Raw genomic sequence first — 21,632 nt, 5'->3', positions numbered from 1 at the left:
GATGGACGAGGGATCAGTGGAGAGCAGGACCGTGCGCGACCTCTGGGAGGAGCGCGCGCGCACGCACGGCGACCGGCCGTACCTGGTCGAGGAGGACCGGGACGGGCACGTCCGCACGCTCACCTATCGCGAGGCGCTGCACCGGCACCGGCAGGCCGCGCACCTGTTCCACGACCTCGGCGTCCGCCGGGGCGACGCCGTGGGCGTGCACCTGGGCAACGGCGTCGAGCTGCTGGAGTGCCTGTTCGGCCTCGCGGCGATCGGGGCCGTGCTCGTGCCGCTGCACCCCCGGCTGACCGGGGACGAGTGCCGTCGGCTGCTGGACCGCACCGGCGCCCGGCTGGTGGTGGCCGAGCCGGGGACCCGGCCCGCCGAGGGCTACGGCGCCGACCGGCGGGTGCTGCTGGCGCGCGCGGGCGCCGACGCGCCGGACGACTGGGACGCCGCCCGCGACGCCCGCCCCACCACCCCGCTCGACGTCGCGGTGGACCCGCTCGACGTCGTCGGCATCGTGTTCACCTCCGGCTCGACCGCCGAGCCGAAGGGCGTGGAGCTCACGCACGCCAACCTGCTGTTCTCCGGGGAGTTCGTCACCTGGCAGGCGGCGTTGACCTCCGCGGACCGGCTGGCGACGACGATGCCGGCCTGCCACGTGAACTTCCTGCTCAACGCGCTGATGCCGGTGGTGCACGCCGGCGCGGCGCTGGTCGCGATCGAGCACTACTCGGCGCGCCGGTTCTGGTCGCAGGTCCGCCGGCACGACGCCACGGTGGTGCAGGCCATCGCGATGATGCTGCGCACCCTGCTCATGCAGCCGGTCGACCCGCACGAGCGCGAGCACCGGGTGCGCGAGGTGCTCTACTACCTGCCGGTCACCGACGCGCAGAAGGCCGAGTTCGAGCGCCGCTACGGCGTGCGCCTGCTCAACTCCTACGGCACCTCCGAGACGCTGGTCGGCGTGCTCACCGACCCCCCGGTGGGCGAGCGGCGCTGGCCCTCCGTCGGGCGGGTCGGCCCGGGGTACGCGGCACGGGTGGTCACCGACGACGGCCGGACCGCCGCCCCGGGTGAGGCCGGTGAGATCCAGGTGCGTGGCGTGCCCGGGGTGTCGCTGATGCGCGGCTACCTGCACGACCCGGACGCCACCGCTGCCGTGCTCGACACCGACGGCTGGTTCCGCACCGGCGACGTGGGCCACGTGGACGCCGACGGGTGGTTCTTCTTCCACGACCGACGCAGCGCCTACATCAAGCGTTCCGGAGAGAACGTCAGCCCGTCCGAGGTCGAGGCCGTGATCGCCGCGCACCCCGGGGTGGCCGAGGTGGTGGTGCTCGGCGTGCCCGACCCGGTGCACGACGAGGCCGTGGCCGCCTGGGTGGTGCCGGTGCCCGGCGTGCCGCTGACCGCCGAGGGCGTGCGCGGGCACGCCGCCGCGCACCTGGCCGGCTACAAGGTGCCCGCCACGGTCGCCGTGGTCGACCGGCTGCCCCGCACCGCCACCTACAAGGTCGCCCGCACCGACCTGACCTCCCGGCCGACCGGCCGGACCGCCCCCGAGAAGGAGTCAGCACATGCCCATCAAGACCGAGATGGTCGGCCAGTGGTTCGGACCGTTCGAGCGGGAGTACAGCACCCGTGACCTGAGCCTGTTCGCGCTGGGGTCCGGCTGCGCGATCGACGGCCGGACCGACCTGGAGTACGTGTACGAGAAGGACATGTACGTGCTGCCGACCTTCGGCGCGATGCCGATCGTCGACTCCGAGGTCACCCGCACCATCGACTACGGCTACGACTACGCCGGCTCGCTGCACTGGAGCTTCGACCTCCGGTTCCACCAGCCGATCACCCGGCTGTCCGGCCGGCTCAGCACGCGCGTGCTGCTCAAGGGGCTGTACGACCGGGGCGAGGGCAAGGGCCTGCTGGCGCAGCACGTCGGCGAGACCCGTGACGAGGACGGCACGCTGCTGTTCACCAACGAGTCCTGGGACTGCCTGATCTACGACGGCGGCTGGGGCGGCCCGGCGGCGCCGAAGACCCTGGTCGAGATGCCGGACCGCGCGCCCGACGTCGAGACCGTCGAGCGGGTGCCGGAGAACCAGGCGCTGATCTACCGGCTGTCCGGCGACTACCACCCGCAGCACGTCGACTGGGACTACGCCGCCGCCAACGGCCAGGCCCGGCCGATCCTGCACGCGGTCTCCTTCGCGGGCATCGTCTGCCGGCACTTCGTCCGCTCCTTCGTCCCGGGCGAGCCCGAGCGGCTCACCCGCTTCGCCACCCGGATCAGCGCGCCGCTGCTGCCGGGTACCACCGTCGCGACCCAGATGTGGCGGATGGACGACCACCGGGTGCACTTCCGCCTGGTCGACGCCGAGGACCCGACCGCGAAGCCGTTCCTCAACTTCGGGATCATCGAGTGGGCGTGACCGCACCCACGGGCCCGGGGGCGGCGGTCGCCCCCGGGCCGGTCCCGCTGGACGACGTCACGATGACGCCGTTCCTCAAGCGGGTCACGGCGTTCTCCAGCGGCGGCCCGTTCCTGGACGGGTACGTGCTGTCGGTGATCGGCGTCGCGCTGACCCAGCTCGGCCCGGCGCTCGACCTCGACGCCGCGTGGACCGGGGCGGTCGGCGTGGCGGCGCTGGTCGGGCTGTTCCTCGGCACCTCGGTCGGCGGCTGGCTGACCGACCGGATCGGCCGCAAGCGCATGTTCGTGATCGACATCATCGGCATCGGCGTGCTGTCCCTGGCGACCGCCTTCGTGCCGAACGCGCTGTCGCTGGTGCTGCTGCGGTTCGCCATCGGCGTGTTCATCGGCGCCGACTACCCGATCGCGACCTCGCTGGTGGCCGAGCTGACCCCGCGCCGGCACCGCGCGGTGTCGATGGGCGTGGTGGCCGCCGCCTGGTACCTGGGCGCCAACGCCGCGTTCTTGATCGGCTACCTGCTGATGGACGTGCCCGGCGGCTGGCGCTGGATGCTCGCCTCCGCGGTGGTGCCGTGCCTGGTGATCCTGGTCGGCCGGTGGGACGTGCCGGAGTCCCCGCGCTGGCTGGCCCGCCGCGGGCGGGAGGTCGAGGCGCGGGAGATCGTCGCGCGGGTGTTCGGCACGGACGTCGCGCTGGAGCCGGAGCCCTCGGAGCGGGCCGGCTACCGGGCGCTGTTCGGGCGCGGGTACCTGCCCAAGGTGGTGTTCATCGGCGTGATCTGGATGTGCCAGGCGGTGCCGATGTTCGCGATCTACACGTTCGGGCCCCAGATCATGCGCGATCTCGGCTTCGGCGCGCACCAGACCGCGACGCTGGGCGAGATCGTGATCGGCACGTTCTTCCTGGTCGGCTGCATCCCGGCGATGTTCTGGGCCGACAGCCTGGGTCGGCGCCGGCTGCTGGCGGTGAGCTTCGGCGTGATGACCCTCGCGCTGGCGGTGCTCGGCACGCTGCCCGCCGCCGGGGCGCTGGTGACTGTGCTCTGCCTGGGCGCCTACGCGTTCTTCTCCGGCGGTCCCGGGAACTTGCAGTGGCTCTACCCGAACGAGCTGTTCCCCACCGACATCCGTGCCTCCGCCGTCGGTGCCGCGATGGCGCTCAGCCGGGTCGGCACAGTGGTGTCCACCTACGTGCTGCCGACGTTCCTCGACGACCACGGGCCGCGCGCGGTGCTGCTCGCCGGCGCGGTGATCTCCGCCGTCGGACTGGCGACCTCGGTGCTGCTCGCCCCGGAGACCCGAGGGCTCACCCTCGCGCAGACCAGCGTCCTGCCGCTGCACCGCCGGTCACGACGCACCCCCTGATCCTGCGGACGCGCCCCCGCGCGCCCGCCCGCCGGCCGTGCCCCCACGGCCACCCACCCTGAAGAGAGACGCACGATGACGATCGCAGTCGCCTACAAGTGGGCGCCCAACCCGCAGGACGCCGTGGTCGGCGCGGACGGGACCGTGGACTGGTCCCGCGCCAAGGCCGCGCTGTCCGAGTACGACCAGGTCGCCGTGGAGGTCGCGCGGCAGCTCGCGGACTCCACCGGCGAGGAGCTGGTCGGCCTGTGCATCGGCGGCGTCGAGTCCGCCGGTCCGCTGGCCCGCAAGGCCGCGCTGTCCCGCGGGCTCGACCGCCTGGTGCAGGTGGCGGACGACTCCCTGGAGCGGGCCGCCACCGTCCGGACCGCCACGGTGCTGGCCCGGCTGGTGGAGCACGTCGGAGACGTGCGGCTGGTCGTCACCGGCGACTCCTCGGTGGACGTCGGTGCCCGGATGGTGCCCTCCGTGCTCGCCGGCGCGCTCGGCCGCCCGGTGCTGTCGGACGTCACCGCGATCACCGGAACCACCGACGACCTCACGGTGACCCGGTCCGTCGACGGCGGCACGCAGGTGCTGCGCGTCACCGGCCCCGCGGTGCTCGCCGTCGCGGGTGATGCCGCGGTGCCGCGGGTGCCGGGCATGAAGGACATCCTGGCCGCGGGCAAGCGCCCCGCCGAGACGGTCGCCCTGGCCGAGGTCGAGCCGACCGCCCCGCCGGTCGAGGTGACCGTCACCGGCACCGCCGCCCCGGTGCTCGCCGCGCGCAGGCGCCAGGTGATCGACGGCGCCGACCCCGCCGCGGCCGCTGCCGCCCTGGTCGCCGCGCTGCGCGCCGACGCCGTCCTGTAGACCCCGCCCCCGAGAGGAGCCCTGAGCATGAGCACCACGATCATCCTGACCACCGACCCCCGGATCTCCGAACTGGTGGCGCTGGCCGCCGGGACCACGATCACCGCGGTCGTCGTCGGCCCGCGCGCCGTAGCCGACCAGGTCGCCACCTCCGGCGTCGACGCCGTCACCTGGCTGGGCGAGCCCGGCGACGCCCCCGTCGAGGCCTTCGCCCCGGCCGTCACCGCCCTGGTGCGGGCCGAGTGGCCCGACCTGGTCCTCACCGCCACTCGTTCCGGCGACCGCGCGCTCGCGGGCGCGGTGGCTGCCGCGACCGGCGCACCCGTGCTGGCCCCGGCGACCACCGTCGCCGTGACCGAGGGCCGGGTCGACGTGACCCGACCGGTCTTCGGCGGGATCGCCGTGCAGCAGGAGTCCGTCGCCGGCACTGCCGTCGTCGTGACCGACGGCGGCCCGGTCGCCGAGCCCGGCGCGGCCGCCGCCCCGGTCACCGTCGTCGACGTGACGCCCACCGGGACCGTCACGGTGGTGGAGCAGCAGACCGCCACCCGTGCCGCCGCCGACCTGTCCCGGGCCACCCGCATCATCGCCGCAGGTCGTGGCGTCAAGGCGCAGGAGGACCTGGCGCTGGTCGACGCCCTGGCCGCGGCCCTGGGTGCCGAGCAGGCGTGCTCCCGCCCGCTCGCGGAGGGCCTGGGCTGGTTCCCGCACGACCGCTACGTCGGCGTCACCGGCCAGCAGGTGCAGCCCGAGCTCTACCTGGCCGTGGGCATCTCCGGCCAGCTCCAGCACACCGTGGGCCTGCGTTCCTCGCGCACCGTCGTCGCGATCAACAGCGACCCGGCCTGCCCGTTCTTCGCCGAGGCCGACTACTGCGTGGTCGGCGACCTGTACGCGGTCGTCCCGGCGCTGACGGCGGCGCTCTCGTGACCGAGGCGCCGGAGCCGGACTTCGACGTCGTCGTGGTCGGCGGCGGGGTCGCCGGCTGCGTCACCGCCTACCGGCTCGCGCAGGCGGGCCGGTCGGTGGTGCTGGTCGAGCGCGGCGAGGTGCCGGGCGCCAAGAACCTGTCCGGCGGCGTCCTGTACTCCCGCGTGATGGAGACGGTGTTCCCGGACTTCCTCGCCGAGGCGCCGATCGAGCGCCGGATCACCCGCAACGTCATCCAGTTCCTCAACGGCACCTCCTCGGTCGCCGTGGACTACCAGGACCAGCGCCTGGCCGAGCCCACCAACGCCGTCACGGTGCTGCGGGCCCGGCTCGACGCCTGGCTGTCCGAGCGGTGCGAGGAGGCCGGGGTGTTCCTCATGCCCGGCGTCCGGGTGGACGAGGCGGTGGTCGAGGGCGGTCGGGTGGTCGGCGTCCGCGCCGGCAAGGACGTGCTGCGCGCGCACGTGGTGGTGGCGGCGGACGGGGTCAACTCGTTCCTCGCCCGCGGTGTCGGCCTGCGCTCGAAGCCGCCGCTGCACCACCTGGCGCTCGGCGTGAAGACCGTGGTGAGCCTGGACGAGCGGACGATCGCCGACCGGTTCCACCTGACCGGCGACGAGGGCGCCGCGTACGCCGTGGTCGGCGACTGCACGCGCGGCATCGGTGGTGGTGGCTTCCTCTACACCAACCGGGACTCGGTGTCGGTGGGCGTCGTGCTGCGGCTCGACGACCTGGTGGAGCGCGGCGAGGCGTCGAGCGCGGTGCTGGAGCACTTCCTGGCGCACCCGGCGGTGGCCCCGCTGCTGGCCGGCGGCACGATCGCCGAGTACGCCAGCCACCTGGTCGCCGAGGGCGGGCTGGAGATGCTCGGCGAGATCGCGGCCGACGGCATGGTCGTGGTGGGCGACGCCGCCGGGCTGACCCTCAACACCGGGCTCACCGTGCGCGGCATGGACCTGGCGGCGGCCTCCGGGATCGCGGCCGCCGCAGGGATCGACGCGGCGCTCACCGCGGGCGACACCACGAAGGCCGGGCTGGCCGGGTACCGCACGGCGCTGATGGCGTCCTTCGCCGGTCAGGACCTCACCACCTACGCGAAGGCCCCGTCCTTCCTGGAGCGGCCCCGGATGTACGACCGGTACGGCCAGCTGATCGCGGACGTGCTGCACGGCGCGTTCGCTCATGACCTCACCCCGCGGCGTCATCTCACCGACGTCGCCCGGTCGGCGCTCAAGGCGTCGCCGGTGCGGGTGCGGGACCTTCTGTCGGACGGCATCGCGGGGGTGCGGGCACTGTGAAGATCGGGACCGTCGTCGAGAGGCTCGCCGTCAACCGGTACGAGACCGACGAGCAGGAGAGCCACATCAGCATCGACCAGGACGCCGTCCGACGCACCGGCTGCGCCGCCCGGCTGGTCGCGATCTGCCCGGCGGGCGTGTACTCCGAGGAGGCCGACGGGACGCTGTCCGCCGAGTACGCGGCGTGCTTCGAGTGCGGTGCCTGCGCCGCCGTGGCGCCACCCGGGGCGCTGTCCTGGCACTACCCGCGCGGCGGCTTCGGCATCCAGCTCCGCGAGGGCTGAGCGAGACCGGAGGGCATGGCGCGCCCCGGCGGGGTCGCGGCGGGTCGAGAGACCTCGCCCGCGGCCCCGCCGGCGCGTCAGCCCGGGGCGCAGGTCAGCCAGGTCTGCGCGACGCGGGCCAGCCCGTCGCGACCGTCCGCCCCGACCTTGCGGCAGGCGCTGAGGATGTGGCTCTCGACCGTCCGGACGCTGAGCACCATCCGGGTCGCGATCTGCGCGGTGGAGAACCCGCGTGCCAGCAGCACCGCCACCTCGCGCTCGCGCGGGGTCACCCGCACCGCGCGGTCGAGCGGACGGAACAGCCCGCACAGGTCGCGCCCGCGCAGCCCGGCACGGCTCCACGCCGCGTCCGCGTGCTGCACGGCGTCCCGGGTGCGACCCTCCGCCATGAGCCGGGTGGCCCGCGCCACCGCCGCACGCACCGCGTACTGGCCGAGCCCGGCGGCGCCCAGCGACCGCTCCTGCTGCGCGAGCTCGTCCGAGGTCCCCGCCGCGACCGCCCACGCGTAGCCGGCCAGGTGCCGCAGCAGCGCTGATCGACCGGCGGCCGCCGCCTCGACCAGCACCGCGGCGCGCTCCGGCCGGGGGTCCCGCTCGACGGCGCGCACACCCAGCGCGATCCCGGCCGGCAGGAACCCCGCGTCCAGCCGCTCGCGGGCCGCCGCCCACAGACCCTCGGCACCCTCGAGGCCGTCGGCACCGTCCAGCAGCAGGGCCGCCACCTGGTCGGTGGCCATGAACGGGTAGGGCCCGCGCGGCACCGGGCGGGCGCCTGCCTGGGTCGCCACCGACCGCGCGAAGTCGTGCCGGCTCTGCCAGTGCGCCGCCACCGCCGCGAACGTGAGCAGGCTGCCGACCACCTGCGGCCGGTGCTGCGGCACGAGGCCGATCGCCAGCACCGCCGAGGTCAGCTCGTGCAGCTCGACCACCCGCCCCTGGAGCGCCAGCCCGTAGCAGGCCACGTAGGCGTGCTCGTGCAGCGCCACAGGGTCGGCGGCTGTCCCGGCCCGCTCCATGCCCGCGCGCGCCACCTGCACCCCCGCCGCCATCTCGCCGTCCAGCAGCAACGCCATGCCGCGCAGCACCGCGGCCTCGGCGCAGGAGTCCGGCACGCCCTCGACCAGCGCGAGGGCGTCCGCCGGTCGACCGGCCGCGAGCGCGCACGCCGCCCGCGCCACCGCCAGCACGTCGCGGGCGTCCCCGCCGTCCTCCACCCCGGCGGGGTCGAGCAGCGCCCCTGGCGGCAGCAGGCCGACAGCGGTGCGCGCATGCAGCTCCGCCGCGCGCAGCACCGCCTCGTGGCCCGGGACCGTCCCGCGCACCGGATCGATCGCCGCCAGGGCCCGTTCCAGCGACCCCGTGGTGGTCGCCCGGTAGCGCGCCGTCCATGCTGCGAGCGCCGCGCGGTCTCCCGGCGGCCCGGGCAGCGCGGCACCCCGACGGGCGACCTCCTCGATCTCCCAGGTGGGGGCGGCGGTCACCGCCAGCGCTTCCAGCAGGAGCAGCGCGCCACCGGGGGTCGGGTCGGTCGACCAGGTGGCCCGCAGGTCGTGCACCCGGTGGGTCCACCGGCGCAGCAGGTCGTCCGGGCGCCAGGGCGGCTCGGGACCGGCGGGCGACGGTGCCCGGTCCCCGGCCAGGTCACGGTCGACCTCGGCCAGCCGTTCGCCCGCGAGAGCCGTGCGCAGCGCCGACCCCTGCCGCACCAGGTGCTGCCCGAGCAGCGGCGGGAACAGCTCGAGCACCGGGCCGTCGTCGCCGGGCCGCACGGCGAGCAGCCCGTGGTCGTCGAGCAGCGCGAGCGCGTCCGGGCCCGCCAGGCGACGGGCCGCCGGCAGCGGCAGCCCCCCGGCCAGCGCGAGCAGCGTCGCGGCCTCGGCGGCGTCGTCGTCCAGGTCGACCAGCAGCGGGTCGAGCGCCGAGGCGACGGCGGGGCACCACAGGTCGCCGCGGGCCACCCATAGCCCGTCGCGGTGCAGCAGCAGGTTGCCCCGGCGCGCGCCGTCGATCATCGCCGTGAGCAGGCCCGGCAGCCCTCCGCTGGCGGTCGCCAGCCGGGCGACCACGGAGGGCTCGACCGCACCGCCGAGCACCCGGTGGGCCAGCCGGTGCACGTCCTCGAAGCCCAGCGGCGGCAGCGGCACCCGGGCGCCCGGCCCGAGCGCACCCGCCGGGCTGCCCGTGCCGGCGTCGCGGCGCCCGGTCGGCCGTCCCACCGTCAGCACCGGCACGCCCGTGCGCCCCTGGGCGGCGACCAGCGCACCGACCGTCGAGGGGTCGAGGTCGTCCGCGTCGTCGACCACCAGCACCGCGGGGCCGTCCAGCAGCGTCTCCAGCGACGCCACCGCGGTCACCAGCCCGAGCGTCGGCCCGCCCTGGTGCGTGGACGCGGCCCCGGCCAGCGCGAGCACCGCCAGCGGCCGGTCGCGCAGCGCGCGCACACCGTCCACCCGCACCACCCGGTGGCCGGTCGACGCCAGCCGCTCCGCCACCCGGCGCAGCACCGTGGTCCTGCCCGATCCGGGCATGCCGACCAGGTCGACGTGCACGCCGTCGCGCAGGTACGCCAGGACGGTGTCCACCACGTCCTCGTGCATCGGCACACCGCCGTCGGGGTCGGCCGGGGTCTCCGGCGCCTCCACGGGCGGTTCGGCGGTCAGGTCGACCACGGGCTGCTCCCTCACGACGACGACGGCGGCTTCCGTCGTCGGACCATCGGGCCCGTCAGGGCCCGGCAGGGCGCAGGTGCGCGCCGTGCCGCGGCCAGTGTGCGCCGCTGCGGGGACGTCGAGGCGCCGATCGCGCGTTTCCCGCACGGGCCCTGCGCGGGTCGGGACCGTCGCGGGCCGCCGGTCAGCGGGTGAGGACCAGCAGCACCCAGAGCCCGGCGACGGTGCCGATCAGGCCCGTGACGATCGCGAACACCGCACGCCCGCGCCCGTGCCCGCCGTGCCGACCCCGTTGGATCGCCCAGATCCCGAGCGCGACGGCGATGGGTGCCAGCGGCCAGAGCAGCAGGCCGAACAGCCCGAGATACCCGGCGGTGATCGACTGCCAGGAACGTCCGGTGGGGATGAGCCAGTGCACGACGCTGCTCGGGTGCGCGCCGACGCGGTCCGGCTGCGGCACCCACGGCGTGCCGACCGGTCCGGCGGGGCTCGCACCGGGGTGGGCCGCGGCGGGGAACCCGGGGGCGACCTGCCCGGGGTACCCGGCGCCCGGCTGCGCCGGCCCCGCGTAGCCGGCGCCCGCATAGCCCGCGCTCGCGGGCGCCGCGCCCGGGAAGCCCGCACCGGGGAAGCCGGCCGACGGGAAGCCCGCGCCGTACGCGGCCTGGGGAGCAGGGCTGCGGGGCGGCGCGAAGGGGTCGGCCCCCGGCACGAGACTGTCGGCGGGCGGCGCGAACGGGTCGCCGGCCGGCGCGAGGGTGTCGGCGGGCGGGGCGAAGGGGTCGCCAGGAGGCGCGAACGGGTCCGCAGAGGCCCCGCCGCGACCCCACGCGGCTCCACCCGATCCCGCCGCCCACGCGCCCGCACCGGCGACCGGGGCCGGGGAGAACCCGCCGCGTCCGTCGTCCTGCGAGGCCCAGGGGTCGGTACGTCGCGGCGCGACGGGGGTCACGGGCGACGGCCCCGGACCGACGACAGGCCCGGCGACGGCACCGCCCTCGGCGGCTCCGCCCGCGGCAGGGCGCGCGGCGGCGGGGCCCGCGGCAGCGGGAGGCGTCGCGGCGGGCAGCGGCGTGGTCTGCTCGGTCCACTCCGACCCGTTGAACCAGCGCGCGACCCCCGGCGTGACCCCGTCGGGGTACCAGCCGGCCGCGGGCATCGGGCGGGAGTCGTCCATGGGTCCATGGTGCTGCCTCGGCCGACGGCACGGGACCGGTTCGGGTGATCTGTCCCGCTTTCGGAGCACCGGTGACTTCGTAACCCGCCGGACACCTCCGGCACCTACTCTCCGTGGACCGGGTGCACCCGCGCACGCCGGCCGGCACTGACAGCACCGCGACGATGCGGACGACGCACGAGGGGGGCCCACGTGTTCGAGCACGTCGACCCGTTCATCGGGACCGAGGCGACCGCCCTGCCCGAGCCCTCGGGGCTGGCCGCGACCTGGTGGTGGCCGAAGCCGCAGGTCGGCAACACCCACCCCGGTGCCACCTACCCGCTCGGCATGGTGAGCGCCTGCGCGTACTCCGGGGCGTACCCGACGGGGTACGGGCGGTACGACCTGTCGACCGAGGGCCTGCCGCCGGAGCTGCACACCACGCAGCGCGCGTCGGGGTTCACGCACTTCCAGCAGTCCGGCACCGGCGCGATCCGCAAGTACTACAACTACGTGCGCGTGACCCCGATGCTGCAGCCGCTGGACGACCTGGGTCGGCTGTGGGAGATCACCGAGGAGCAGGCCGAGCCGGGCTGGTACTCGGCGACGCTGGACTCCGGGATCCGCTGCGAGATCACCGTCGGCCCGAAGACCGCCGTGCACCGGTACACCTTCCCCGCGCACCGCGACGCGCGGCTGGTGGTCGACCTGAGCATGGGCGGCCTGGACATCCCCTACGGGCGCACGGTGCCGCTGCGGGCGCACCTGCACGCGCTGGAGCCCGGGGTGGCGCAGGGCGAGATCACCGTCGAGGGGGCCCCGCTGGCGGTGCACGTCGAGTGCGACCACCCGCACTGGCGGCAGATGCTCTGGTACGACCGGCGGCTGATGCCCGGCGGCACGCGGCTGGACTTCGACCGGATCCGTCCGACCACGCTGCGCCCGTTCGGGCTGATGTGGGCCGGACCCACGGAGCCCGGGCAGGTGGTGGAGCTGCGGTTCGGCTTCTCGCTGCGCGGGGTCGAGCAGGCACGCGCCAACCTGGTCGCCGAGTGCGGTCCGGGACCGTCCTCCTTCGCCGAGCGGCGGGCACGCACCGCGCACACCTGGCGGCAGACCCTCGGCAAGGTGCAGGTGGACACGCCGTCGACCGACCGGCAGACCGTACTGTCGACGGCGCTGTACCACTCGCTGATCAAGCCGTGCCTGGCCCCCGACGAGAGCCCGTTCTGGCCGACGGACACCCCGTTCGCCTTCGACATCGCGACCATGTGGGACATCTACCGCACGCAGCTGCCGCTGCTGACCGCCCTGCTGCCGGAGCGCGCGGTGGAGCTGGCGACCGCGCTGCTGCACATCGGCGAGGAGGAGGGGAACCTGCCGATCGGCTACCGGATGGCCCGGGGCGCCGACCGGTTCTCCCGCCAGGGCAGCGCGCTCGCGCACACCTTCCTGGCCGATCTGTGCCGGCTGGGGCTGCCCGGGATGGACTGGGACTGGGCGCTGGTGCACCTGCACAACGACCTGCGGCGCACCTACGGCGAGGAGTTCCTGCTGCGCGGGGTCGCGCACCCGATCAGCCACACCCTCGACCTCGCCTACGGGTACCACTGCACCGCGGTGCTGGCCCAGCAGGTCGGGGACCGCGCGCTGCTCGACCAGTTCGCCCCGCTGGCCGGGCGCTGGCGCAACGCCTTCGACCCGGAGACCGGGCTGCTGCACGACTCGACGTTCTACGAGGGCGGGCGGTGGAACTACTCGTTCCGGCTGCTGCACGACATGGCCGCCCGGATCGAGATGGCCGGCGGGGACGCCGCGTTCGTCGGCCTGCTCGACCGGTTCTTCGGCGTCGGCGCCGACCCGGTGAAGCAGCCGGGGCTCGCGCCCACCGAGGACGAGATGCGCGAGGGCTACGCGCTGCACCGGTTCGAGGGCCTGAACAACGAGCCGGACATGGAGGCGCCCTGGGCCTACCAGTACGCCGGCCGGCCGGACCGCACCGCCGACGTGGTGCACGCGATCGTGCAGAACCAGTTCGCCACCGGCCGGGGCGGGCTGCCCGGCAACGACGACTCCGGCGGCCTGTCCTCCTGGTACGTGTGGGCGTCGCTCGGCCTGTTCCCGGTCGCCGGTCAGGGCCTGTACCTGATCAACGCCCCGTCGTGGCGGGAGGCGAGGGTCGACGTCGGCGGCCGCCCGTTCACCATCGAGACCACCGGCTTCGTGGAACCCGAGCCCGACGGTCCTGCCCAGCACGTCCGGTCGGTGCGCCTGGACGGCGTCGACCTGGACCGCACCTGGCTCACCGGCACGGAGCTGCACGCCGGCGGCCGGTTGCAGATCGACCTCGGCCCGGAACCCGGCCGGTGGACGGCGCAGCGGCCGCCCTCGGTCAGCACCAGCACGATCGGTCCGCCGAATCCCGGCCTGCTGGCCTGAAACCGGCCCCGCAGCACCCCGCCGAGCGGCACCCTGATCCCGTCGGCAGCAGAACCCCGTCACGCAGCACGCGCCACCCGCGCCGTCCCCGGAGGTCCCACTCGTGACCCACGCCCCCAGCACCACCGACACCCGACCCGCCGACCAGGCCGCCCCGCGCCGTGTCGAGCGCCGCCTCGTCATCGTGGTCCGCGCCGACCCGGTGATCTGCGGCCACTCCGGCGAGGCCCGCAACCTCGCCGAGGCCGCTCTGGACCGGGGCTTCGACGAGGTCCGGATCGTCACCTGGCCGATCGACCGCCTGCAGGCCGCCGGGCTCCCGCTCAAGCCGCTGGACCGCGTGCTGCCGTACAGCCCGGGGATCGTCGTCGAGCGCCCGGACCCGGTCGGCGACTACAAGGTGCCGGACGGCCGCTGGGTCGCCGGGCTGATCGGCCGCCTGGTTGAGCTGTTCACCGACGGCGTGCCCACCGTGGCGCTCTCGCTGTACCTGAGCCCGCACGCCACCGCCGTCGCCGACGCCGTGCACGTCGCCCGCCGCACCGGCCTGCCGGTGAACGTCACCACCGTGGCCGAGGCGGTCGGCTCCGACGTGACCAACGTGGTGCGCGCCTGCGTCGAGTCCGACCGGTTCGGCGCCGCGGCGCACGTGCTCGCCTCCTACCTGGAGCACGACGTCTGCATCGCGGTCTCCGAGTACACCCGCGACCTGATCATCACCGAGGCCGAGGCTGTCGACGCCAAGCACGGCACCACCTTCGCCGCGCAGTGCCGTGAGCGGGTGCGGATCTCCTACCCCGCGGTGGACGTCGGCCAGTACCTGGGCCGCGACGACGCCGAGACCGACGCCCTGCTCGCCGCGCGCGGGCTGGACCGCGACGGCTACGTGCTCTACCTGTCCCGGCTCGCCACCGCCAAGGGCGTGGACGACCTGATCGACGGCTACGCCCGCTCCTCGGCGCCGGGCACGCACCGGCTGGTGATCGCCGGCAACGGCCCGGACGCCGCCCGGCTGCGCGCCCACGCCGCCGCCTCTCCGGTGGCGGACCGCATCCTGTTCCTGGACGACGTCTCCGACGACGAGAAGCCGCACCTGATGGCCGGCGCCGCCGCCTACGTGCTGCCGTCCAAGCCGCGCCCCGAGTTCGTCGAGACCTTCGGCATCGCCCTGGTCGAGAAGATGCTCTCCGGCGGCGGCCCGGTGATCACCACCGACACCGGCGGCATCCCGGAGGCCGTCGGCGACACCGCCCTGATCGTCCCGGTCGAGGACCCCGACGCCATCGCCGCCGCCCTGGACCGCGCGCTGACCCTGCCCGAGGCGGAGCGGGCGGTGTGGGCCGACCGGGCGCGGGAGTTCGCGCTGCGCTTCGACCGCGCGGTGGTGCTGGACGCGATCCTCGCGCAGGTGGACGCCCTGGCAGAGGTCTGATCCGGCACGATGACGGGGTGACCGCCGCCCTCGCACCGTGGACGCGCGCCGCCCGGCCGCACCCGGCCTGCGAGGTGCGGGCGGGGCGGACCTCCGCCGAGATCCTCGGACATCTCGTCGGGGCGTTGCGCGCCCAGCGCTACCGGATCGATCCGGTGGACGAGACGACGTTCGTCGCGACGCGCGGGAGCCGCGGCTGGAACGGCTACCTGGAGTCCGGGGTGGTGGTCCCCTCGATCGGGCCTCTCCAGTACACCGTGCTCGACGTCACCGGGCTTGACCCCGACGCGGCAGGGCGGGGCGGCGTGCGCCTGCGATGCCGCGACGGCTACCAGCAGCTCGGCGCCGCCGGCCGGGTCGCGTCGCAGCTCGGCCGCGCCGTCACCGACCTGGTCACCCGCGGGGTCCCGGACGTCACCGTCACGCCCTGGTTCTCCGACCCCGCCTGGGAGCGCCCGGTCAGCGACGCGTGACGCTCCACCGCCCGGCGGCCAGGTCGACCAGCCGGGGCAGGATCACGTCGCCGGCCGCGCGCAGGCCGTCGTGCAGGTACTCGTTGGTCACCCACACCTGGGCGTTCCCGATCCCGTCGGCGGTGCCGAGCGCGAGGTCCAGGTCGACGTAGGGGTCGTCAACGTACTGCACCGCGGCGAGCGGCACCTCGTTGGCGGCCAGCCGGTCCAGGTCGTACAGCGGCGCCCATGCGGTGCGGGCGGCCAGGGCCTCGGCGGCGGCCTGGAACGGGCGCAGCGCGCGGACCTGCGCGAACATCCACGGGAAGATCGCCTCGCCGGTCAGCGCCAGCGGCCGGGCGTCGGGGGCGAAGTCGGGTCGGCAGTCGAGCTCGGCCTGCGCCGCCCAGCCACCCGCGCGCGCACCCTGGTGGTAGATGACCTCCTGGAGCACCGCGTACAGCGGGTTCGCGGTGAAGCCGGTCTCGGTCTGCACCCACTGGCGGAACGCCTCGGAGGGCACGCCGTCCGCGTCGAGGTCGGCGGTGTCCAGCGCCCAGTGCAGGGCGTCGACGCCGGTGCTCATGCCCAGGCCCATGCCGAGCGCCTGCACCCGCTGCGGGTTCAGCACGTCGCCGTCCGGCAGCAGCACGTCGCCCGCGGCGACACGATCGGCGATCCGGCCCAGCAGCGGCAGGTCCTCGGGGTGGAGCCGGGCCAGCGCGGCGTTCCGGGCGACCTGGCGGGGGAAGGTGCGGGCGTAGACGTCCTCGGCGGTGGCGGTGGTGCCGGGCAGGCCGCCGGTGACGTAGCAGGCGGTCAGCGCCTCGGGGTGCCGGGACAGGTAGGTCAGCGTGAGGAACCCGCCGTAGGACTGCCCGAGGGTGGACCAGCGCCGGCCGCCGTAGACCTGCTGCCGGACGGCCTCGGCGTCCTCGACGATCGCGTCCGCGCGGAAGCACGCCAGGTAGTCGGCCAGGGCCGCCCCGTCGGCGAACCGGCCCGCGATCCGCCCGTCGATCCGGGAGGACCGTCCGGTGCCGCGCTGGTCGAGCAGCACCACCCGGTGCGTGCGCAGCGCGGTCGACCACCAGCCGCCGCCGAGCGGACGCGGGCCCGCGCCACCGGGGCCGCCCTGGAGGAACAGCAGCAGCGGCAGGTCCTCGCCGTCCCGGGACGGGTCCACGATCTCGCGGGCGAACACCTCGATCGACGGGTAGCGGTCGGGGTGCGCGCGGTCCACCGGGACGGCGACGCGGTGGTCGCGGACCAGGTACGGCGGGACGGACGCGGCGGAGGACGAGGCGAGCGGGGTCACGTCAGCACCCTAGGACCGCCCACCCTCCCCGTCAGACCAGCACCCGCGTCCCCGTCGAGCAGCACACGCTTGATCGTGGTCGATGTCCAGCCCGAGCGTCGTCCTACGAGTCATCCGTGTCCGGCCCCTGCGGCCGTCCTGAGCCCTCGTCCGGACACCCGGGCTGCTCGCAGGGACCGTCGTCCCCACGCACCGGTGCCGCAGGCATCCGACCGCCGCACGGAGGCGATCCGGCGTCGGCCGTGTTTCCGCCGCGTCACCCTCGCGCGCCTGGGTAACACCTGCGTGAAATCGCGGCAGACCCTCTTGTCGACCGGGTGCACGCCTGCCGACACTCGCCGGACAGCGCCACGGGCCGATCCGGTCCCGCCGGCCACGCACGGCCCCGGGGGCAGGTCCGATGACGACAGACGAGACGCCGGGCACCCGGCTGGCGCTGCACCACCCGCCCCTGACCGAGCTGACGCCCGGTGCGCGCGCGCCGCGGTGGCTGACCGCCGGGCTGTGCGAGGCATGGGGGTGGGACCCGGCCACGACGACGGTCACCCTGCTCGGCCTCTCGCACAACGCCACCGTCCTGATCACCGAGCGCGGGCGACCGGTCGCCGTCACGCGGGTGTCCCCGCCGGCCTACATGGAGGACACCGCCGCGGTCGACTCCGAGGTCGCCTGGATCACCGCCCTCGCCGCCGCGGGCGTGGTGCGGGTGCCGACCGTGCTGCGCTCCGTCGAGGGCCGGGACGTGGCGATGGTGGCCGACGACCGCGAGCGCCGCTGGTCCTGCCTGACCACCGCATGGATCCCCGGCACACCGCTGGACGACGCGCTCGCCGCCGACGGCAGCGACGCCGCCGCCCTGCACCGCCGGGTGGGCACCACCGCCGCCCACCTGCACGAGCACGCGCTCGCGTTCCACCGGCCGCGCGACTTCGTCCGACCCACCTGGGAGCCCGCCGACATGGTCGGCCCGGACAGCCGGTGGGGCCGCTGGGAGAACGCCGGGCTGCCCGCCGCCGAGCGCACGCTGCTGGCCCGCGCCCAGGCCGCGGCCCTCGACGCCCTGCACGACGGATCGCGCGCCCCGGACGCGTGGGGCCTGGTGCACGCCGACCTGCGTGACGGCAACCTGCTGGTCGACGGGGACGACCTCACGGTGATCGACTTCGACGACTGCGGCTTCTCCTGGTTCACCCTCGATCTCGCCGCCGCGCTGTCCTACGTCGAGCACCTGCCGGACGCCCCGGAACGCGCGCAGGCCTGGGTGGCGGGCTACCAGGAGGTCCGGCCGTTCACCAGCCACGACGAGCAGACAGCCTGCGCGCTGTCCATGCTCCGCCGGCTCCAGCTGCTCGGGCGCACCGTCACCGATCCGCTCGGCGGACCCTCCGGCGGGCTCCGCGCCGAGCAGCCCGCCGGCACCGTGCTCGTCGCCGAGCGGTACCTGCGGCACCCGACCTGGCTGCTGCGCTGACCGTGGCACGCTGGGGCGCATGACCGATCCCACCCCGCCGGCCGGTGACCTGGCCCGGCTCACCGCCCTGATCCGTGAGTTCAGCGAGGAGCGGGACTGGGTGCAGTTCCACGACCCCACGTCGCTGGTGCTCGCGCTGGTCGGCGAGGTGGGCGAGCTCGCGGAGCTGTTCCAGTGGGTGCCCGCCGACGGCGCGGCCGCGCACTTCACCGACCCGGACCGGCGGCGACGTGCCGGCGAGGAGATCGCCGACGTGCTCACCTACCTGCTGCGGCTGGCGGACGTGCTCGAGGTGGACGTGCTCGCGGCGACGCTCGCGAAGCAGGCGGACGCGCGGCGGCGGTTCCCGGTGGCGGACGTGCACGGGGTGGCGCCGGTCAAGGAGTGACGGCGGCGGGCTGCACTGCTCCGGTCGATCCGGCGGTTGCCGGACCGACCGGAGTGGTCAGGAGCCAGAGTCGACCGTGCCTCGTGCCCTGTGGATTCGGGCAGCGACCAGAAGCACGAGCGCGGCCACGGCGACCCCGACCGCTCCCTGCACCAGCCGCTGCTCGACGCTGCCGCCGAACCCGAACCGACCCAGCGTCAGAGCCCCCGTCACGGCGAGCGCGGCCGTGAACCCGAGGTACTTCAGCGCTCGACGCACTGTCACGGCGCCCTCGCCCAGCGCACCGAGCGCCGTCACCGCCACGACAGCTCCGTAGATGATCTCGGCACCGGTCGCCCACCGCACCACGGCGGTGATCGCCCACGCGCCGAGCATCCAGAGCAGGCCGCGCACCCAGGCTCCCGATGTGGCAGCACGTTCCACCACCGCCTCCGCGGGGACGGTCTTGGCTGACGGGACTCGCGACGGAGTGCTCATTTGCAGTTCTTCGCGTCGACCTTGGTCAGGCCACTGCTGGAACCGAGCTTCATCTGGTAGCAGGCCGAGTTGGAGAGCTTCCAGTTCACGACCTCGCGCACCGAAGCCACGAATGCCGTGATTCCCGTGTTGACCCCGATGATGGTGCACGCAGCGCCGATCGCCTTCGCCCAACTTGACGGCAGCTTTGCGCCGAGGCACGCCGCCGTGGTGACGCCCACCGTGGTGCCGACGGCGGCGCTCGCGATCACCTTCCACTGCACGCCCGTCAGGTTCATGTACACACCGAAACCGTACGTGAGCAGCGGATCGGCGACCACGGGGAATGCTGTGGACTCATCCACGGCAACGTGCTGGACGACGGCACCGCCGTCGATCTCGTACCAGGTCGCCACGGGCGCGCCGGTGGCATCGATCGCCCATGCCTGCGCGAGCTGCCCCACACCGAGGACGACGTCGTCGACGAGGACCGTGAGGTCGATCGTCCCGTCGTCTCCCCGAATGGGCATCACACCGTCACCGAATGTGTAGGTGAACTCCGTCGCGGCCTCGGGCGTGTTGATGATCGTCTGGACTCGCGCCGATCCATCCTCGAGGACCTGCACGGCGGCCGCGCCGTCTGAGCCCGAGTACACCACCGTCCCGTCGTCAGCGCGGCGCCCGTCTGCCACGTTCAGCTCGGCTGGAAGGGACATGGCGAGCGGAGCGATCTGCCCTGACCCACTGTCGATGACGAGCGGAGCTGCAGGGTCTTCAGGCACGAGCACCGTCGTCGCACCCGCCTCTGCGACGACACCGACACCGTCGAGGACCTCACCGACCAGCACGTCGCCCTGATCAGGCGCCACCTCGGCGATGAGGCCCGCGATGTTCTCGATCGCACCTGTCCCGTCGTCAGCGATGGCGTGTGCACCCGATGCGCACATAGCCATGGCAATCACCGACGACATCCCTGATCGAACAACTGTGTTCGTCACCAGGCCTCCCCTGCTCGCGTCGAACGCGGTCGCGATTCAACGTTGAATCGGACCGTAGACTCACCCGATTGGCCCAACGTGGGACCTAGAGCCCTGGCGAGCCGTGCAAGACACGAATCGGTGCGGCACAGAGGACGAGATCGACGGCACTCCGACCCGCTCCACTCACGGGCGTTGATCCGTCCACGCGCCCTGACGGACTCGCAGCTCCCATGGGCGGTCCCTAGGCGCGGGCCGGCGACACCTGGGACCGTCGCCAGCGGGACGTGTGGAGAGCGGACGCGACGACAGGCGAGGCGGGCGAGGCTGCGCCGGGCGGGTGAAGCGACGGCGCGATCGCACAGCGGGCGCTCAGCCAGGGGTCCGTCCCGGCCGATGACCGGGTGAAGCGGGCACGTCCGGCGCCCCCGGTCCCTGGAGCAGGCGATGGCGCTCGGCAACCTCACGAACCGACTGCCGGGGCGCGGTCACGCGTCGTCGGCGCCGACCGCTCCGGTGCCCCCGGCTGGTCGCCCGGCCTGGGTGGGCCGGTCGCTGCTGGTGGCCGTCGGGCTGATCGCCGGGATCCTGGTCGGTGCGTCGATGGGAGCCGCCGGTGCCGCCGACGACCGCGCTGCCGCCGAGGCCGCCCAGGACAACGCCGCCACGCGGGAGGCCGCGCTGGACGAGCGCGAGGACGACCTCGCAGCACGTGAGCAGGAGGTCGAGGACCGCGAGGCGGACCTGACGACCCGGGAGTCCGCTGCCGACGCGCAGGCCGACAGCCTCGCCGCGCTCCAGGCGCAGGTCACCCAGCAGCAGGCCGACGTGGACGCCGCAGCCGCCGCTGTCGCGGTGCGCGAGACCGACGTCGCCGCACGCGAGGCCGCAGCAGCAGCGAAGCCCTCGGGCTCGTCCGCCGCGTCGTCCGGCTCCTCCGCCTCGGCCGGATTGGGCGCCGCCGCGTCCTCGGGCGGGTCGGTCTACTACCAGAACTGCGACGCCGCCCGGGCCGCCGGTGCCGCGCCGGTCTACCGGGGCGACCCCGGGTACCGCTCGGCGCTCGACCGCGACGACGACGGCATCGGCTGCGAGTAGCACGACCCCGTCCCGCTCCACGAGCGGGCGTCGAGCCGTCCACAGGCCCGCGAGGCGTTCGTCGTCCCCAGGGGCGGCGCCGGCGGGGTGCGGGCGGGCGGCACGGGAGGGCACCGTCGTCGGCAGGAGGTCGAGCAGCGACCTCACCGGCCGTCAGGAGACCCGCGATGCCCTCGACCCGCGCCACCCGTCCACGCCCCGCAGCGCGACCGCCGTGACCAGCACCCCGACCGCGTAGGCCAGCAGGTCCGTCGCGACGAACGTCGTGCCGAGCACGTACCGCGCGGGCGGGAACGCCCGGACCACGGCGGACGGGACCCCCGTCACCTGCGCCACCTCGACGACCGTGCAGACGAGCAGCGCCACGAGCGCGAGCGGCACCGTGCGGCGGCGCGGCAGGAGCAGGCGGAGCAGCAGCAGGACCAGGGTGGCGTACAGCGCGTCGCCGAGCGCGCCCGCCCAGGGCCCGGAGCCCGCGGTGGCGACGGCGAGGCCGGCGAGCACGACGAGGACGGCGGCGAGCGCGGTCGGGAGCCGAGGCGCACAGGGCACGGCGCCGGGCTCGGAACGCATCGGTGCCCTGTCGGCCGAGGCCTCACGGGTCGGCACCGTGCGAGTC

Annotated in this window: 19 protein-coding genes; 13 read left to right on the top strand and 6 right to left on the bottom strand. The window is 74.9% G+C overall.

Features of this window, described 5'->3' with window-relative positions:
- Window positions 1-16: 16 nt before the first annotated feature.
- From ACZ5HG_RS00910 to ACZ5HG_RS00880, 7 genes are all read left to right on the top strand, one after another.
- Window positions 17-1,639 carry an AMP-binding protein gene (locus ACZ5HG_RS00910; protein WP_464179731.1) on the top strand — a complete coding sequence of 541 codons (1,623 nt, stop codon included), beginning with the start codon at window positions 17-19 and terminating at the stop codon, window positions 1,637-1,639.
- Window positions 1,572-2,426, top strand: coding sequence for a MaoC/PaaZ C-terminal domain-containing protein (locus tag ACZ5HG_RS00905; protein WP_464179729.1), 855 nt, complete (start codon window positions 1,572-1,574; stop codon window positions 2,424-2,426). Before ACZ5HG_RS00910 ends, ACZ5HG_RS00905 begins: the two co-directional genes overlap by 68 nt.
- Window positions 2,423-3,793 (top strand): MFS transporter, encoded by a 1,371-nt coding sequence (locus ACZ5HG_RS00900; protein WP_464179727.1) that lies wholly within the window; start codon window positions 2,423-2,425, stop codon window positions 3,791-3,793. Before ACZ5HG_RS00905 ends, ACZ5HG_RS00900 begins: the two co-directional genes overlap by 4 nt.
- A gap of 75 nt (window positions 3,794-3,868) precedes the next feature.
- Window positions 3,869-4,645: an electron transfer flavoprotein subunit beta/FixA family protein gene (locus ACZ5HG_RS00895; protein ID WP_464179725.1), complete on the top strand. Its 777-nt coding sequence runs from the start codon at window positions 3,869-3,871 to the stop codon at window positions 4,643-4,645.
- Between the two features lie 27 nt (window positions 4,646-4,672).
- Window positions 4,673-5,575 (top strand): electron transfer flavoprotein subunit alpha/FixB family protein, encoded by a 903-nt coding sequence (locus ACZ5HG_RS00890; RefSeq protein ID WP_464179723.1) that lies wholly within the window; start codon window positions 4,673-4,675, stop codon window positions 5,573-5,575.
- On the top strand, window positions 5,572-6,873 hold the full coding sequence (locus ACZ5HG_RS00885; protein WP_464179720.1) for an FAD-dependent oxidoreductase: 1,302 nt from the start codon (window positions 5,572-5,574) through the stop codon (window positions 6,871-6,873). Before ACZ5HG_RS00890 ends, ACZ5HG_RS00885 begins: the two co-directional genes overlap by 4 nt.
- On the top strand, window positions 6,870-7,157 hold the full coding sequence (locus tag ACZ5HG_RS00880; protein ID WP_464179718.1) for a ferredoxin family protein: 288 nt from the start codon (window positions 6,870-6,872) through the stop codon (window positions 7,155-7,157). The genes ACZ5HG_RS00885 and ACZ5HG_RS00880 overlap by 4 nt, the downstream gene beginning before the upstream one ends.
- 77 nt (window positions 7,158-7,234) lie before the next feature.
- On the opposite strand, the gene ACZ5HG_RS00875 is transcribed toward ACZ5HG_RS00880, so the two are convergent.
- Together ACZ5HG_RS00875 and ACZ5HG_RS00870 are read right to left on the bottom strand one after the other, a co-directional pair.
- Entirely contained in the window at window positions 7,235-9,841 is a 2,607-nt protein-coding gene (locus tag ACZ5HG_RS00875) for a helix-turn-helix transcriptional regulator (protein ID WP_464179716.1), read from the bottom strand.
- Between the two features lie 169 nt (window positions 9,842-10,010).
- A complete protein-coding gene (locus tag ACZ5HG_RS00870) occupies window positions 10,011-11,003 on the bottom strand; it encodes a DUF2510 domain-containing protein (RefSeq protein WP_464179714.1) in 993 nt (330 codons plus the stop codon).
- Between the two features lie 192 nt (window positions 11,004-11,195).
- Here ACZ5HG_RS00870 and ACZ5HG_RS00865 point away from each other — a divergent pair, with 192 nt between their 5' ends.
- From ACZ5HG_RS00865 to ACZ5HG_RS00855, 3 genes are all read left to right on the top strand, one after another.
- Window positions 11,196-13,421 carry a glycoside hydrolase domain-containing protein gene (locus ACZ5HG_RS00865; RefSeq protein WP_464179712.1) on the top strand — a complete coding sequence of 742 codons (2,226 nt, stop codon included), beginning with the start codon at window positions 11,196-11,198 and terminating at the stop codon, window positions 13,419-13,421.
- A 103-nt stretch (window positions 13,422-13,524) separates the two neighbouring features.
- A complete protein-coding gene (locus ACZ5HG_RS00860) occupies window positions 13,525-14,853 on the top strand; it encodes a glycosyltransferase (protein WP_464179710.1) in 1,329 nt (442 codons plus the stop codon).
- 17 nt (window positions 14,854-14,870) lie between these two features.
- Complete coding sequence (locus ACZ5HG_RS00855) at window positions 14,871-15,326, top strand: hypothetical protein (protein ID WP_464179708.1); 456 nt, start codon at window positions 14,871-14,873, stop codon at window positions 15,324-15,326.
- On the opposite strand, the gene ACZ5HG_RS00850 is transcribed toward ACZ5HG_RS00855, so the two are convergent.
- Window positions 15,313-16,623, bottom strand: a complete 1,311-nt coding sequence (locus tag ACZ5HG_RS00850; protein ID WP_464179706.1) for an alpha/beta fold hydrolase — start codon at window positions 16,621-16,623, stop codon at window positions 15,313-15,315. The genes ACZ5HG_RS00855 and ACZ5HG_RS00850 overlap by 14 nt on opposite strands.
- Before the next feature lie 400 nt (window positions 16,624-17,023).
- Here ACZ5HG_RS00850 and ACZ5HG_RS00845 point away from each other — a divergent pair, with 400 nt between their 5' ends.
- Together ACZ5HG_RS00845 and ACZ5HG_RS00840 are read left to right on the top strand one after the other, a co-directional pair.
- Window positions 17,024-18,094, top strand: a complete 1,071-nt coding sequence (locus ACZ5HG_RS00845) for a phosphotransferase enzyme family protein (protein ID WP_464179704.1) — start codon at window positions 17,024-17,026, stop codon at window positions 18,092-18,094.
- Window positions 18,095-18,113: 19 nt separating this feature from the next.
- The gene (locus tag ACZ5HG_RS00840) at window positions 18,114-18,482 is read left to right on the top strand and encodes a nucleotide pyrophosphohydrolase (protein ID WP_464179701.1); all 369 of its coding nucleotides are present in this window, start codon (window positions 18,114-18,116) and stop codon (window positions 18,480-18,482) included.
- Between the two features lie 57 nt (window positions 18,483-18,539).
- Here the strand turns inward: ACZ5HG_RS00840 and ACZ5HG_RS00835 are convergent, their stop codons facing one another.
- Both ACZ5HG_RS00835 and ACZ5HG_RS00830 read right to left on the bottom strand, forming a co-directional pair.
- Window positions 18,540-18,875, bottom strand: a complete 336-nt coding sequence (locus tag ACZ5HG_RS00835; protein WP_464179699.1) for a hypothetical protein — start codon at window positions 18,873-18,875, stop codon at window positions 18,540-18,542.
- 80 nt (window positions 18,876-18,955) lie between these two features.
- Window positions 18,956-19,936, bottom strand: a complete 981-nt coding sequence (locus ACZ5HG_RS00830; protein ID WP_464179697.1) for a hypothetical protein — start codon at window positions 19,934-19,936, stop codon at window positions 18,956-18,958.
- A gap of 495 nt (window positions 19,937-20,431) precedes the next feature.
- On the opposite strand from ACZ5HG_RS00830, the gene ACZ5HG_RS00825 reads away from it, so the two are divergent.
- Window positions 20,432-21,013: an excalibur calcium-binding domain-containing protein gene (locus ACZ5HG_RS00825; RefSeq protein WP_464179695.1), complete on the top strand. Its 582-nt coding sequence runs from the start codon at window positions 20,432-20,434 to the stop codon at window positions 21,011-21,013.
- 153 nt (window positions 21,014-21,166) lie between these two features.
- Here ACZ5HG_RS00825 and ACZ5HG_RS00820 read toward each other — a convergent pair whose 3' ends face one another.
- Window positions 21,167-21,586: a ribosomal maturation YjgA family protein gene (locus ACZ5HG_RS00820; RefSeq protein WP_464179693.1), complete on the bottom strand. Its 420-nt coding sequence runs from the start codon at window positions 21,584-21,586 to the stop codon at window positions 21,167-21,169.
- Window positions 21,587-21,632: the final 46 nt, after the last annotated feature.

Source organism: Cellulomonas sp. GTC20042 (assembly GCF_055389595.1).
The sequence above is the reverse complement of the archived record's forward strand: the minus strand, read 5'-3'. Positions and strand labels throughout refer to the sequence as shown.